Origin of the sequence: Arthrobacter sp. MPF02, from assembly GCF_046605375.1 — a bacterium.
Taxonomy (GTDB): domain Bacteria; phylum Actinomycetota; class Actinomycetes; order Actinomycetales; family Micrococcaceae; genus Arthrobacter.
Map to the genome: position 1 here is coordinate 961,752 of NZ_CP176772.1, position 14,687 is coordinate 976,438.

Genomic DNA, 14,687 nt, shown 5'->3' on the forward strand with positions numbered 1-14,687 from the left:
GCCGGGCAGGGAGGTAGGGCAAGATGTTCTGGTGACTCAACTGCCGCAAGCCCCTTCCGTTTTAAACGCAGCTCCCAAACCGGACGATGCCATTTACGCCCAGATCGCTGCCGAACTCGGCGTCAAGCCATGGCAGGTTAAGGCCGCGGTTGAACTGCTCGACGGCGGATCGACAGTTCCCTTCATCGCCCGGTACCGAAAGGAAGCCACGGGGACGCTCGACGACAGCCAGCTCCGGGAACTCGAGGACCGCCTGCGCTACCTGCGCGAACTCGAAGACCGCCGTCGCACGGTGCTGGAAGCTGTCGAAGCGCAAGGCCAGTTGACGCCGGAGCTCAAAAAGGCGATCCTCGCCGCGGACACCAAATCACGGCTCGAGGACATCTACCTGCCCTTCAAATCCAAGCGCCGGACGAAGGCCCAGATCGCCAGGGAAGCAGGACTGGAACCCCTGGCCGATGCACTGCTCAAGCGCCCGCACCTTGACCCGGAACGGGAAGCGGCCAAATACCTCAACACGGAGCATGCCATTGGTGACCCCGCGGCAGCGCTCGCCGGCGCCCGCGCCATCCTTGTGGAGCGCGTGGCCCAGGACCCCGACCTGGCCGCGACCCTGCGGGAGCGGCTCTGGACGCAGGGCCGCATGGTGTCGCGTGTCAGGAAGGGCAAGGAAGCGGAAGGCCAGAAGTTCGCTGATTACTTCGAGTTCGCGCAGGCACCCGCCGGCATGCCCTCCCACCGGGTGCTGGCATTGTTGCGCGGCGAGAAGGACGGCGTCCTTGAACTCGACCTCGCGGAGGCAGATCCCGCCGACGACGACGCCCTGGCCGCCGCGCGCTCCCGTTACGAGTCCGCAGTGGCCAGGTTCCTCGGGGTCGCCGACCGCGGCCGTCCCGCCGATACCTGGTTGATGCAGACCGCGCAGTCAGCCTGGCGCTCCCGCGTCCTCGCCCGCCTCACCGCAGACCTCCGCGGCAGGATGTTCGCCGCAGCAGAGGACGAAGCAGTCCGCGTCTTCGCAGCGAACCTTCGTGATGTCCTGCTTGCCGCTCCGGCCGGAAACCGGGCACGCTCGGCCTCGATCCCGGTCTCCGCACTGGCGTCAAAGTTGCGGTGGTTGACGGCACCGGAAAGGTGGTGGCCACCGACACTGTGTACCCGCACGCCCCCGCCCGGAAATGGGATGAGGCCCTGGCGACCCTGGCGCGGCTCGCGCGGCAGCACGCCGTCGAACTCATAGCGATAGGCAACGGCACCGCGTCGCGCGAGACCGACAAGCTGGCAGCAGAGCTGATCAAGCTGCTGCCGGACGTGGACCGGAAGCCGCAAAAACTGGTGGTGTCCGAGGCCGGAGCTTCCGTGTACTCGGCGTCCGCGCTGGCAGCCGCAGAACTGCCGGGCATGGATGTTTCCCTTCGCGGCGCGGTTTCGATTGCCCGTCGCCTGCAGGATCCGCTCGCCGAACTGGTCAAGATCGATCCGAAGTCCATCGGCGTTGGCCAGTACCAGCACGATGTGACGGCATCAAAGCTGGACCGCAGCCTGGATGCCGTAGTGGAGGACTGCGTGAACGCCGTAGGCGTGGACGTCAACACCGCGTCGCCGGCGCTCCTGAGCCGGGTGGCCGGCGTCGGACCCCTGCTCAGCGAGAACATCGTGGCCTATCGGAACGAGCATGGTCCATTTGCAAAGCGCGCCGACCTCAAGAAAGTCCCGCGGCTGGGAGCCAAGGCGTTCGAACAGTGCGCAGGCTTCCTGCGGATCACCGGGGGAACGGAGCCGCTTGATGCCTCCAGCGTCCATCCCGAGGCCTACTCTGTGGCGCGGAAGATCCTGGTTGCTGCCGGGTCTGCCCCCGCTTCCTCCCTGAATCCCCGGGACTTCGTCGATGATACGTTCGGCCTGCCGACTGTCACGGACATCCTGGCCGAGCTGGATAAGCCCGGGCGTGATCCCCGCCCTGCCTTCACGGCCGCTGCCTTCTCCGAAGGTATCGAGAAGATCTCGGACCTCAAGCCTGGAATGGTGCTGGAGGGAACGGTGACGAATGTTGCCGCATTCGGGGCATTCGTCGACGTCGGGGTCCACCAGGACGGCCTGGTCCACGTTTCTGCGCTGGCGAACCGTTTTGTGTCCGACCCCCGTGAGGTGGTGAAGTCGGGCCAGGTGGTCCGCGTGAAGGTCCTGGAGGCTGATCCGGAACGTAAGAGGATCTCCCTGACGCTGAGGCTCGACGACGAACCCTCGTCAGGCGGGCGCGGCAGCCTGGGCGGGCGGCAGCAGACGCCTGATCGTGGCGGGCGGCAGGAGTCCGGTCGTGGCCGGCGGCAGGAACCGCAGACATCCGGAGGCAGGAATGCTGCCAGAGCGGGGGGCAGGGACAACTCTGCTCCAAGGCCTGTCCCGGCGGACACGGCTCTGGCGGACGCCCTGCGGAGGGCCGGGCTGGGGAAATAGGGACCCTGGTTGCGCGGCTCCTGTACGGCAAAGTTGCTATGCGAGTGACAGGACGAAGGCCAGGACGAAACCTCCGGCAGTACTGAGCGCCACTGCGGGACCTCCATGCTCGTACGCCTCGGGCATCAACGTGTCCGCCAGGGAGGCGATGACGGCGCCGGCAGCAAAGGCGAGCGGCAGGGAGATTGCCTCCGGGTCGGTTCCGCTGAGCGGGCCTGCCCCGATTACGACGGCGATCACCAGCAGTGCAGCGCACGCCAGCCAGAGCCCGAGGATATTGCCGGTGGAACGGCCCTGGCTGCGCATCGAGGCCGATCCGACGAGGGCTTCGGGCAGGTTGGAGACAAAGATGGCCGCCAGCAGGGCCAGGCCGCCGGTCCCTTCACCGAGCGAGATTCCCAAGGCCACGTTTTCCGGGACACCGTCAAGGGTGACGGCCGCCAGGAGAGCCATTCCGGCGGCGCCTTTGGTTGATGCCGAAGTGGCGCGCATGTCGCTCGCGGCTGCGTCAGTGTCGAGCTTGGCGCTGCCTTCGAACTCGTCGGCCGGCTTGGCATGTTTTTGTTCGCCCGCCTGCGCCCACCGGTCCAGGAGCGCGCTGAGGACCGTGAACACTATAGCCCCGACCATCAAGCCCAGGGCGGCCCGGATAATACCGCCGTGTTCGTAGGCATCCTCGAACAGTTCGAAAGCCAGGGCCGTGATGAGTGATCCTGCGGCGAAGGCCAAAAGCATCGCGAGGAGCCGCTTGGGAAGTTCAAACCGGACACCGATGAGGGCACCCAGGATGAGAGCACTGGATGCTATGACGCCGAACCACAGCGACATCAACATGCGGTAAGTATAGGAGGGCGGGGTTGACGTGGGAATACGCAGATCATGACCTTGGACTTTCGGCCATGCGGGCTTTCTGCGAAGGTGGGGTGATGACCTATTTCCTGGAGTACACCATTCCTGCAGCACCCGAGGATGGCGAGTTTGCTTTCCCGCACGATGAGATCAACTCCGGCACCACCATCCCGCTGAGCGAGACGGCGACCGATGTGGTGCACACCTCGGAACTGCCTGCCCGGACCGGGATCATTGGGGCCACTGTCCCTGAAGCGAAGGTGGAAGCGGAGCAACTGATCACGCACAGCCGGGCGTCGGAGGCTTCGCTGTATTTCGACCCGTCAAACTCGCTGCAGCCAGGCGTCGGCACACTCGTGGCTACCTTCAGCGAAGGCCAAGGCTGGCGCGACGCCTGAGCCTAAGCTTCGCCTGGCACAACCCGCGGCAGGCCGAACCGGGCGCGCACTCCCGGCGAGAACAGGATTGACTCCGGGGGCCCGTTGACCCCGATTCCGGCGGCCGCGACCAGGCCGTCCTCGAAGCCGTGGAGCTCGGCGGTGTAGAGCGGCCACGGCTCGTGGGAGTTGGGAATGTAAATTGTCCGTCCCCGCTCCGGCCCCGCCCGGAGCTTGAGGTGCCAAGCGATACTGACTAACCCGGGACCAGACGTAGGGCACTTCTGCCGCGCGGGCCGCTAGGACAACGGGGAGCCGGTTCGCGTCGAGGCTTAGAAATACCACTCCCCGGGTGCCGTCCGGCTCCCGGGAGTAGAGGCGGACATTGACCTCATTAAAGCTGCCAAAGTACGGGATTCCAGGCCCCCGCCCAATCCCTGCATTCTTCATTCGGAAACCAATGAGGCCCACCCACGCTGTCCCGTCGAAGGTGTCCGGCGTAGCCCCCGGCGGTATGTAGCGCGCCGCCACTGCTTCCGATAACCGCCAATGAAGGAAAACCGCGCGAGTCCACCGCTGTTCCGTGAAGATTGGCGGACGCAGCGCAGGAGGGGCTGGCCAAAGCGCTGCTGCGTTCTGCGTCTCGTCCACTGCCGTCTCTTCCCGCGGGGGTTTGGCTGGTGACTCGAGTCTTCAACGCACGGCTTACGTACGCAAGGGCAACATGAAGCTCAGTTCCTCGTTGCCGCCCCGCAGCCTCCGTGGCCGGTACCCGCGTAGAGCCAACGGAATGGACACCAGGGCGCCAAAAACCATGACCGCCACCCCGGCGAAGTCCACGAGCTAACCAACAGTTTCGATGATGTGCCGAAAGTCCACCCGTGCTCCGTCCGCTTCGCCAAAGAATTCCTAGGCTGCCAGCCTAAGCGCCAGCCGACGGGCAGGAGGGCGCGCGGCAGCGTGAGTCAGGGATGGCGGACGCTGTTTCCGGCGAAGATGTCCCGGTACCCTTCCCGGAAAGACGGAAAAGTGAAGCTGAAGCCCGTTGAGCGCAGCAGACTATTGCGGCACCGCTTATTTCCGGCGCGCGCAGGCCCGGCGTCACCGACAGGTGGCTCAGGCAGTCCCATTTCGGACGCCAGGAACCGCAGCACGGAACCGAGATCAGCAGGATCGTCATCCACGCCGATATAAACAGGAGCGGGCGAAGCAGCCATTGAAACAAGGTGCACGATGGCACCCGCGGCGTCATCGCGGTGGATCCTGTTGGTGTAGCGGACATCCTGGGGAACCACTGCTGACCCGCTCCGTACCTGGTCTATCAGCCTGGTCCTGCCGGGCCCGTAAATCCCGCCCAGCCGCAGGGACACCGCCGAAGTCCCGGTCCCCGCAAGCCTGGACAGCAACAGGTCTTCAGCTTCAACCAGGACCCGCCCGGAGAAGCCGCCCGGCTCCGGTGCCGTGCCTTCGTCCACCCAGCCGCCGCCGGCGTCGCCATAGACAGCAGTGGAGGAGACGAAAAGCACCCGCCCCGGCCGCACGCCGTCGCGCTCCAACGCGTCCAACACATGCGTGACGCCGTCAAGGTACGCCGCACGGTAAGCCTCCTCCGTTGGCGAGTCGGCAGCAACGGCAATGACGACGGCGGCGGTGTCCGCCGGGATCCGCGGCAGGTTCCCGGAACGAAGGTCAGCGGCCTCGCCCTGAATTTGCGGCGGCAGTATGGCGGGGGAGCGGCGCCATCCCACCACTCGGTGCCCCAGCGCGGCGAACCGCAGGCCCGCTTCTGTTCCCAAGTCACCGCACCCGGCCATGAGGATGGTCATGGGCTACGGAGCCTCCACCGCAAAGAACACCCGGGGGTCCTGAAGGAGCGCGGGGTAGGCAAAAGCGGAGCGGTCGATGATTTCAGTGACGGTGAAGTGCCGGCCAAACCTGCCGTCCTCGAGGGTGATGGGCCGACCCATCACCTGCCCCACGGCGAACTTGCTGCCGTGCTCAAACGGGACTGCCAACGGCGTCTTGCCCGGAAGGGTGGCGAAAGCCTCCTCCTGGGCAATGCGCTTGCGCGTGGGCTTCTTGACCTGCGGCTTGGCTGGCGCCTTGCGCGGCTCCCGGGACGGGCGCCGCGAGGTTTCCTCCAAGTAGACCGGAGCGTACTCATCGCTTGTGGCGGCGGGCATTATTCCGTTGACGGGCGGCAGGGCAACCGTATCCAGGGTCTGCGGGTCGATGTCGTCGTGCGGATCGCGAAGGATCCAGAGCAGGTCTCCCTCGGGTTCCTGCGGCAGGAATTCGTGCTTGGGCTCGGGCCAGACGTAGGCCATGTCCGGGACTGCGTCCGGAAAGACGGAGCTGTAGATCTTGGGCGCCTTGTGGACCAGCTTGGACCGGTGGCTGAGATGGAGGTCGGGATCCCCAAGCCACGGCGGCATGGGGATCTTCGAGGCGTAGTCCGGGTGCGCCGCCTGCGGAGCGAACTCGGTGATGTTTGCGCGGGTGTTGTCCGGATGGCCGCGCTTGGTCCACTCGTCCACCATTGCGAGCCCGTACATGGTCAGCGCCGGCACGTAGCCCATCCACATCCGGATGGCCGGATGGGTCTGCCAGCCGTACCCGGGAATGACCAGGGCGCGGAGTGTCTGGAGGGCTTCCACCCGCTGCTTGCCGAGCCGGGCGGTGTCCAGGGCTGCGGCGCTTTGCCGGAAGTCGGGATACGGGAGGAATGTTTGCATCTATTCAGTCTGACGGCAGCGTGCTGATGTTCCAATTACAGTGCCGGGAGCCACAGGCGGATCCGTAGAGGCGTCCGGATAGTGGACAGATGCATACGGGCAGGTGCTAAAACCACTAAGATCTCCGCAACCACCCCAGCGTTCTGGAAGCACTATCATGACCTTAACACCTGAAAAGACCACCGGAAAAACGCACTCGTCCGCACCCCGCTTCGGCCAGATGTTGGGCCCGGAGGCCAACGGCGTCCTCGTCCTTGACGAGTTCACCATCGATCCCCATGCGGCCCGCAAGGAACAGCACCGTTTCCGCGACGGCATCGCCGCCGTCGCCAAGACCATGCGCCGTATCGCCGCCCTCCGGGTTGTGATTGCGATCGTCGCCATCGGTAACCTGCCGCTGTTCCTGCTGTCCAGCGGCTGGTGGATTTATGTCGTTTCGCTTGCCCTCGTGGTGGGCGTGCACACCGCAGTCACCCTGCTGAACAGGCACGAGCCGAGGATCCAGCAGAAGTCGGCCCTGGAATTGCACATGCACCGTGAACGCAGCGCCAACTACCGTAAGGTGCGCGACGCCGTGAAGTACGTGATCGACACCCCCAGCCGCATGAACGAGCACCTCTACCTGGAGCTCCTCGCCGTCAAGCGCGTGGCACTGAACCTGGCGCACGGCACCGTCGCCCTGCTGGACACCAGCGACGAATCCGCCTGGAAGGTGCGGATAGTCCGAGAGTTGCCTGCTGCCTGATCGCGGGCTTGCAGGTTTAAAGGACGACGCCGGCACTCCCCTCGTGGGGGCGGGCCGGCGTCGTTTTTGGTCAACGGAATTTGTCTATCGCCGACCTGTTCGGAAAGCCCCTGCGAGGGCTGGGGCAGCTGCTTCAGCTGCAGGTGAGCTTCTAGGCAGGAAGCTTGAGGACCTGGCCCTCGAAGACGAGGTTCGGGTCCGAAATGGTATCCAGGTTGGCGTCGGCGAGGTGCTGCCAGCCGCCGGCAATGCCCAGCTTGTCGGCCACGATGCTCAGGGTGTCGCCGGCCTGCAGTGTGTAGGTCTCGCCGCTGAGGGCGACGGCCGTGGCGTGCCTCGCGGCAGGAACGTGGACGGTGGCCTGTACCGGCGCGGCCTGGACCTGCTGGACAGGCGCCTGGTAGGCCTGGGCCTGCTGGACCGGAACGCTTCCGGTGCCGCCTCCGCTCAAGCCAAGCTGCGCGGCGCACGAAGGCCAGGCCCCCCAGCCCTGCGAGGCCTGGACCTGCTCGGCAACTGCGATCTGCTGCTCGCGGCTGGCATCCGCCGGGGAGCCGGTGCCGCCGTATGCGGACCACGTGCTGGGGCTGAACTGCAGGCCGCCGGAGTATCCGTTGCCGGTATTGGTGGCCCAGTTGCCGCCGCTTTCACACTGCGCCAGCGCATCCCACGTGGAGGTGCTGGTGGTTGCGTTGGCCGCAGTGGCGGAAAGTGCCAGGCCAGCGGCTGAAATTGCGGCCACGGTTGCTCCACGGCGCGCGACAGTACGGAATGTGGTGTTTTTCATTGTGGTGATGCTCCTGAAGGCCACCGGCGCTGGTTCCGTCCCCGGAGATCATCGCGCCACTGCCCGCCCCTGACGAATAGAGGTCACGTTCGGTGGCTGCCATTGGGCAGTTCTGGTGGAGGCAGCACCGGGCATTCCTGCACCCGCATTGGCGGGCCTGCTTTTCACGCTAGGGGATAGCAGGGCCGTTATCAAATCGAGATCTGCTGCACAGGGAGGGGCAGGTTTGGAGCAGACGCGGTGCGTGTCCGCCCTGCACCCTTATGGAACTGTCCATGGGCGGGAATTCAGCGGGAGGACTATCCTGACCGGATGGAAAACTTTGCCGGCACCAGCGCCGTGCCCGAAACTGCAGCGGTGGAATCAGAAGCAGGCATTCCTGCCCGGCTCCTTCCGGTGGCCGAACTGCACCTGCATATCGAAGGAACCCTGCAACCTGAGCTGATCTTCGCCCTTGCTGAGCGGAACGGCATCACCCTCCCGTATTCCGATATCGACGAGCTGCGGCGGCGGTATGAGTTCACTGACCTGCAGTCGTTCCTCGACCTGTACTACGCCAACATGGCCGTACTGCAGACGGAAGAGGACTTTGCGGCCATGACCCACGCGTACCTGGAACGAGCGGCGGCCGCGGGTGTCCGGCACGCGGAAATCATGATGGACCCGCAGGCGCACCTGTCACGCGGAATTTCCCTTGAAACCTGCGTCAACGGAGTGGCCTCTGTGCTGGCCACCTCCAAGGAGGACTTCGGGATCAGCACAATGCTGATCGCAGCCTTCCTCCGCGACCTCCCCGAGGATTCCGCCCTGGAAGTCCTGGACGGGCTGCTGGCCATGGACGCACCCATCGGGGCTATTGGACTGGACTCTGCGGAGGTGGGCAACCCGCCGGCCAAATTCGAGCGGCTCTACGCCAAAGCCCGCGGGGCAGGGTTGCGGCTGACGGCACACGCAGGCGAGGAGGGCCCGGCGTCGTACATCATCGAAGCCCTGGACATCCTCAAAGTGGAGCGTATCGACCACGGCATCCGCTGCATGGATGACCCGGACCTGGTGGAGCGCCTCGTGCGGGAACGTATACCGCTGACCGTGTGCCCTTTATCGAACGTGCGGCTGCGGGCGGTCGATACCCTCTCGGACCACCCGCTGCCGGCCATGCTCGCCGCCGGCCTCAACGTCTCCGTGAATTCAGACGATCCGGCGTACTTCGGCGGTTACGTGGATGACAACTTCGCGCAGCTGCAGGCGGTCTTCGAACTGTCCAATTTCGACAGGGCCCGGCTTGCTGCAAACTCAATCCATTCGTCCTTTGCGTCAGAGGAACGGAAGGCGGAACTGCTGGAAGAGCTTAACGGCGGGGACGCCACGCCCTGACGGTGCTGTGTGCCAGGCAACAAGCACGTCCCCGTGCGGCTAAACTAAGTGCCGCAGGCGTGTTCCGGGAGTGCAGGGCGGCGCCCATGCCAGCGCTTCAGGGTTATGCAGACAGCCCTCGTACCCGAGACCGGCGCCTCAGTTGTTGTGGTATTGGCTTCATAGTCGGTCACGACACGCAGAATTAACCAATCAAAGTCGCGCGATTTCACGAGCAGTTGGCAAGATGCCTAAGACGGATCGCTCTCATAAAAAGGGGAATCATGGCCAAGACCACCGCAGAAAACACGTTCCTTCGACTCAAGACCGTGCTGGATGTCCTGACCGAAGGTGTGTGGGCAGGCGAAGCGCTGAACGCCGGCCAGGTTCTCGGGGAAGCAACCGCCAGGGTTCCCTTCAACGAGCACGAGGCCGAACTGCTCAGCGGCGGTATTCCCCGCGGCCACAAGACCCTCACGTCCGCCACGGCCAAGCTGGTGAAGACCGGCTGGCTTGTGAAGGGCCGCTCGGGCTGGACCATCACCGAGGACGGCATGCGCGCCACTGTTGCCTTCCCGGATCCGGTTTCCTTTGCAACAGCGCTCGACGCCGGCGCTCCTGTTCCTGCCGGCACCCCGGTTCCCACCGCTCCCGAAGGATTCACGCTGAAGCTCGCCACACCCGGCGAGCCGGTGGCGAAGGAAGCGGCCAAGAAGCCGGCTGCAAAGAAGGCACCTGCCAAGAAGGCCGCCGCAGCCGTGGGCAAGGCAGCCAAGGTCCTGGAAGAAGCCGTGGAACCCGTGGTCAAGGCCGTGCGCAAGACCAAGACCCCGGACAAGGCTGCCACCGCGGCCGAACCTGCCGCATCCGAACCGTTCGAAGGCCCGGACGTCGAGACGCACCCGCAGCCCGAAGCTGTTGCGGTGGCCGGTGACTTCAACACCATCCTGGGTGCGCCGGAGAACTGGGCGCCGCAGTACGACGAAGCGCAGATGGAGTTCGACTTCCTGGACCAGCTGTGGAAGAAGAGCGCCGAACTGCCTGCCGGCTACTACACGTTCAAGATCGCACTGAACCGGTCCTGGGACGAGAACTACGGCGCGTTCGGCACTTTTGATGGCCCCAACCACGAACTGCACCACGCCGGTGGCACTGTGACCATCCGGTACAACCACGCCACCCGCGACATCACCATCAACTAGCCCCGCCGCCCAACCAGGTAGCGCCAACTGCCGTCATGGGGCCTCATAACGGCAGTTACTGCTACCTGGTTGGGTCGGCCGGAGCGGGAGTCCAGAAGGAGCACCATGGCCAGCCACGGCGAAGCGTCGCCCTACGCGGTCCGGCTGAGCGCGCGGGTGTTCGGCGTGGTGCAAGGCGTGGGCTTCCGCTTCTGGACCATGGGCAAAGCCGAAGAGTTGGGCTTGAGTGGCGAGGTAAGGAATCTCGACGACGGTTCGGTGGCCGTGGTTGCCGAAGGTCCCGAGCCGCAGGTCCGGGCACTGCTCGACTGGCTGAACTCCGGCCGCACGCCCGGGCGGGTGGAGCGGGTGGAGGACGATCTGTCCGCGGCGGACGGCAGCTTCCACGGCTTCCGGGCGCTCTGACAAAAGTCAACCGACACCAGGGTTTGAGACTTGCGGCTACTCCCGTGGGCTCAGGCCGATGAAGGCACCCAGCTCTTCCAGCGCCGCCGGTTTGTGCGGCATGTAGCTGGTGAGCTCTGGAGAGCGGACGATGACCGCCCGCCACTGGCCGCGCGACACAGCCACGTTGATGCGGTTCCGGTTCAGCAGAAATTCAGCGCCGCGCGGAGCCTCGGCTACAGCGGAGCACGCCATGGAAACGATGACCACGGGTGCCTCCTGCCCCTGGAACTTGTCAACCGTGCCCACGCGGACGTGGGGCATGCCCGCCTCCTCGAGGGCTTTACGGATCAGGTGGACCTGGGCGTTGTAGGCAGCCACCACCAGGAGGTCCTGCTGGTCCAGCGGCCGCGCGTCGGTGTCGGCCCCCGCAATCCACTTCAAGCCCAGGTGCCGCCTTGCCTGCCGGACCACCTCAGCCGCCTCCTCGGGCGAGCTGGTGGCGTTGCCGCTGTGTTCCACGAAAATCGTTTCGACACCCGGCGGAAGGCCTTGGAGCTTGCGAAGGGACGGCGCCGGGGCGGACTGCAGTTTTCCCTCATAGCTGAGCCGCGAGACGGCAGCGCACAGTTCCGGGTGCATCCGCCAGCTGTCCGCCAGGAAGTAACCCAGGCGGGCCGGGAGGGTGGCGTGGCCTGCGGCGAGCCAACACAGAGCGGATTCATCGACCGGCTCCGGGTGCGCCCCCTGACTCACCTGCGGCAGCTGCTGCGGGTCGCCGAGCAGGAGCAGCCGTTTGGCCGAGCGGGACACGGCCAGCGTGTTGGCCAGCGAAAACTGCCCCGCTTCGTCGATGACCAGCAGGTCCAGGGACCCGGGGGGAACTTCCTTCCCCGTCATGGTCCACGCGGTCCCGCCCACCAGGCACCCGCCGGCACTTCCCAACAGACGCGCCACATCGCCGTCGGACGTTGCCGCCCACGGCACCTCGTGATCGGAATTGAGTTTCTTGCCCACCAAGTCCGGATCCACACCGCCGGCGGCGATGGCGCAACACAGCAGGTTCTCCACCACGTTGTGTGACTGCCCCACCACCCCGACCTTCCAGCCCTCGGCCACGAGCCGGCCAATCACATGTGCACCAACGTACGTTTTGCCCGTGCCCGGAGGCCCCTGCACAGCCAGGTACGAGTGATCAAGGTCCCGCAGTGAACCGGCAATTGCGGTGGCATAGTCCGCGGAGCCGTCACTGCGGCGGCGGACCTCCACCGGAGCCGGCAGGTTCCGGAACCGGGGCGGCTGCTTCCGCAGGATGTCCAGCCCGGGCTGGGCGGGCAGGGACGGAACTGATGCCCCCACCGCGCGGGCAATGTCCGCTATGGCCGCCTCGATGCTGGCGGTGGCCAGCGGCTGGTCCTCGGTCAGGGCCATCGGCAGGTGCGGGTAGGCGGCCACTTTGCCGGACTCGCGCTCCGCGATGGTGATCAGCGTCTGCTCCGGGTTGTCAGGCGCCGGGGACAGTTCGCTGATCCTGGTGCCGAACGAGTAGGCCCTGGTGCCGGGGGCCGCGCCGGGTAACGCCATGCCGTCCGGCGGGGGAGCGTCATACAGCCTGCACCAACTGGAGTCGGCCCGGAAGTCCGAGCCGTCGGTCATGGTCCCGCGCAGCCGCAGGACCCGGGTGCGCATCCGCTCCCGGGGCTTCACCAGCGCCCAGTCCGAGGCGACCTCGGCGGATTCCACTACGAACACGTTCCGTTGGTCCGACCAGTTCTCCAGCGGCGCTTCCACCCTGTCAAAATGCTGCCACCAAAATTGCTTGCGCTCGCGCCGGTGGTAGCCCAGGGCGGCGGCCACCATGGCAATGGCCCGTTCATCGTCCGTCCAGGGCCGGTTGTCAGGCAAGCTGCTGAGGTACTCGCGAAGCCGGGCCTCCTCCAGCGTTCCCTCGGCGGCGTCATCCTGCGCCTGCTCTGCCGGTCTCCTGACCGGTTCGGCGGCGTTCTGTCCATCTCCGGCTGCTTCAGCGGGCTGGCCCTTCGCCTCCGCCTGCGGTGCGATTTCCAGTAGCCAGTCGCGGAGCCGGAGGGTGGACAGACAGTCGTACCGGTTGTAGTCCGAGATGGAGGCGAGGATGATGTCCGCTTCGTCCTGGCGGCCGGCATCCCGCGCGGCGCAGTAGGCGGCGTAGGCGACCACCGACGCCCCTGCGTCCTTGACGTCACCGGAACGGAGGTTGTCCCCCATGTAAAGCGGTTCGAGCTTCTTGATGGAATAGGAAGCCTCGGAGATGCGCAGCGAATGCCTCACGGTGGCATACAGATCCACGAGAAGTCCCTTGCGCAGCCAGTCGTCCACGATGTCTTCCCCCGCCTGATGGGCGAGCGACAGGTTCCGCAGGGCCGTCTTCTCGTAGGACGCGTAGTGGTAAACGTGCATGTCCGGGTAGCGGGCACGGCGCTCCTCCACGTATTCGAGGAAGTCGAGGAAGGCACGGCGTTCCCCGGACCTGGAATGCGCCCAGAACGGACGGAAGACGGGGCTGCCCTCATCGCCCGGTGCTGGCGCCTCGACGACGCCGAAGAGGTATTCAATGCCCCACACCCCGGTGGCCGGATCCTGCCAGAGGGGGTCGCCCTCAAAGTCGAAGAAGATGTCGCCGGGGCTGGGGGCCGGAAGCGCTCCTATCGTGTTGTCCGGCAGCACGGCGTACGAGACACTGTGCGGTTGGCCGTCCTTGTTGAATGTCCGGGTACCGGCAACAGGGTCAAGGCCCAGCTGCATCCGCGCCTGGGATCGCAGCCGGGCAACAGAATTCCGGGCTTCGGCCTCCGGAAGGTCAGCCAGCTGGTCGATGGTGGCGATGCCCTTACCGAGGAGCTTTTTGCGCTGCACCACGGACATTCCCGCAACCATCAACAAGTCCCGGTGGGCCTGCACCTGTTCCGCGCAGTAGTCACACCTGCCGCAGTGCACAACCCCGGACTGCTGCCACTGCACCGCCGCGTCGGCGGCCCGGTGGCTGGCAACCAGCTGGCGGAAGCGCCGGCGTCGTTCGCGGAAGACGGGGAGGAGGTCAGGGAGGGAGTGGCTGCTGCGGAGCCAGCCATCGGCAACCCTGGTACCCAGCACCAGGGTCACGAGAGGGGAGGGATCCAGCCCCATTCCCAGGAGTTGGTCGCCGTAGGCCGCAAGCTGGAGCAGTGCCCCCACCTTGGCATGGCGCGCGAGCTTGGTGTCCCACACCTCGTACCGGCCCGGGCTTCCCGTTCCCGCAGCCTCATTGACCAGGAAGTCGGCGTAGCCGAGGAACTCGCCGTCAAAGAACGTGGCCTGGAAGACGACGTCCGCCCCGGACCGGAGCGCGAGTTCCGTCTCGGCGTGCCTGACCTGCAGCTCGCCGCGAAGATTTTGCCCCCGTTCCAGGCAGTAGACGCCGGCGCCGCGGCTGGCATCCCAGATGCCGTACTTGCGGACCAGGCTGGCCAGTACTGCCTGCTCGTGCTGGTCACCGAGTTCGCCGGCACGGACGCGCATCTCGTCGGCGGGAAACTCGGCCTTTGCGGCGCGCCCCAGTTTCTCGTCAAGGATCCGGAGCATGCGGTACTCACACTCGCTGGCGGCCACCAGGTCGCTGGCAGAAAACACCAGGTCCGGAGCGGCGCCGGCATCAGTACCGGCAGCTTCGAGCAGGAACACGGGGCCTCCCCATCGACAGCCGGCCCGGGGAAGGGTTCCCCTGGCCTCGATTAAAACCTAGCAAGGGGTCCTGACAATCCGGCAGGCACAAATAAACAG

11 protein-coding genes and 2 pseudogenes are annotated in these 14,687 nt (G+C 65.8%); 6 read left to right on the plus strand and 7 right to left on the minus strand.

The annotated features are described in order from the left end of the window. Positions 1-31 precede the first annotated feature (31 nt). Positions 32-2,457 (plus strand): annotated as a pseudogene (locus tag ACLH0K_RS04610) (Tex family protein). A gap of 36 nt (positions 2,458-2,493) precedes the next feature. Here ACLH0K_RS04610 and ACLH0K_RS04615 read toward each other — a convergent pair. Next, positions 2,494-3,291, minus strand: a complete 798-nt coding sequence (locus ACLH0K_RS04615) for a ZIP family metal transporter (RefSeq protein WP_411375661.1) — start codon at positions 3,289-3,291, stop codon at positions 2,494-2,496. 92 nt (positions 3,292-3,383) lie between these two features. Here ACLH0K_RS04615 and ACLH0K_RS04620 point away from each other — a divergent pair, with 92 nt between their 5' ends. Next, a complete protein-coding gene (locus ACLH0K_RS04620) occupies positions 3,384-3,704 on the plus strand; it encodes a hypothetical protein (RefSeq protein ID WP_411375662.1) in 321 nt (106 codons plus the stop codon). A gap of 2 nt (positions 3,705-3,706) precedes the next feature. On the opposite strand, the gene ACLH0K_RS04625 is transcribed toward ACLH0K_RS04620, so the two are convergent. The 4 genes and pseudogenes from ACLH0K_RS04625 to ACLH0K_RS04640 all read right to left on the minus strand — a co-directional run bounded on the left by ACLH0K_RS04625 (position 3,707) and on the right by ACLH0K_RS04640 (position 6,418). Continuing rightward, positions 3,707-3,934, minus strand: a complete 228-nt coding sequence (locus ACLH0K_RS04625; protein WP_411376404.1) for a DUF2071 domain-containing protein — start codon at positions 3,932-3,934, stop codon at positions 3,707-3,709. A 61-nt stretch (positions 3,935-3,995) separates the two neighbouring features. Then, positions 3,996-4,334, minus strand: a pseudogene (locus ACLH0K_RS04630) (DUF2071 domain-containing protein); the annotation flags it as partial. A 314-nt stretch (positions 4,335-4,648) separates the two neighbouring features. After that, positions 4,649-5,509: an NAD-dependent epimerase/dehydratase family protein gene (locus tag ACLH0K_RS04635; protein ID WP_411375663.1), complete on the minus strand. Its 861-nt coding sequence runs from the start codon at positions 5,507-5,509 to the stop codon at positions 4,649-4,651. Between the two features lie 3 nt (positions 5,510-5,512). Then, entirely contained in the window at positions 5,513-6,418 is a 906-nt protein-coding gene (locus ACLH0K_RS04640) for an MSMEG_6728 family protein (RefSeq protein WP_411375664.1), read from the minus strand. Positions 6,419-6,575: 157 nt separating this feature from the next. Here ACLH0K_RS04640 and ACLH0K_RS04645 point away from each other — a divergent pair, with 157 nt between their 5' ends. Next, a complete protein-coding gene (locus ACLH0K_RS04645) occupies positions 6,576-7,163 on the plus strand; it encodes a hypothetical protein (RefSeq protein ID WP_411375665.1) in 588 nt (195 codons plus the stop codon). 151 nt (positions 7,164-7,314) lie between these two features. On the opposite strand, the gene ACLH0K_RS04650 is transcribed toward ACLH0K_RS04645, so the two are convergent. Further along, positions 7,315-7,950, minus strand: a complete 636-nt coding sequence (locus ACLH0K_RS04650; RefSeq protein ID WP_411375666.1) for a transglycosylase family protein — start codon at positions 7,948-7,950, stop codon at positions 7,315-7,317. Positions 7,951-8,262: 312 nt separating this feature from the next. Between ACLH0K_RS04650 and ACLH0K_RS04655 the strand changes: the two genes are divergently transcribed. The 3 genes from ACLH0K_RS04655 (at position 8,263) to ACLH0K_RS04665 (ending at position 10,910) form a co-directional block, all read left to right on the plus strand. Next, positions 8,263-9,324 (plus strand): adenosine deaminase, encoded by a 1,062-nt coding sequence (locus tag ACLH0K_RS04655; protein ID WP_411375667.1) that lies wholly within the window; start codon positions 8,263-8,265, stop codon positions 9,322-9,324. A 263-nt stretch (positions 9,325-9,587) separates the two neighbouring features. Beyond that, on the plus strand, positions 9,588-10,505 hold the full coding sequence (locus tag ACLH0K_RS04660; protein WP_411375668.1) for a glycosidase: 918 nt from the start codon (positions 9,588-9,590) through the stop codon (positions 10,503-10,505). A gap of 105 nt (positions 10,506-10,610) precedes the next feature. Then, complete coding sequence (locus ACLH0K_RS04665; protein ID WP_411375669.1) at positions 10,611-10,910, plus strand: acylphosphatase; 300 nt, start codon at positions 10,611-10,613, stop codon at positions 10,908-10,910. Between the two features lie 36 nt (positions 10,911-10,946). Here the strand turns inward: ACLH0K_RS04665 and ACLH0K_RS04670 are convergent, their stop codons facing one another. Then, positions 10,947-14,588, minus strand: a complete 3,642-nt coding sequence (locus ACLH0K_RS04670; protein WP_411375670.1) for a TM0106 family RecB-like putative nuclease — start codon at positions 14,586-14,588, stop codon at positions 10,947-10,949. Positions 14,589-14,687 lie beyond the last annotated feature (99 nt).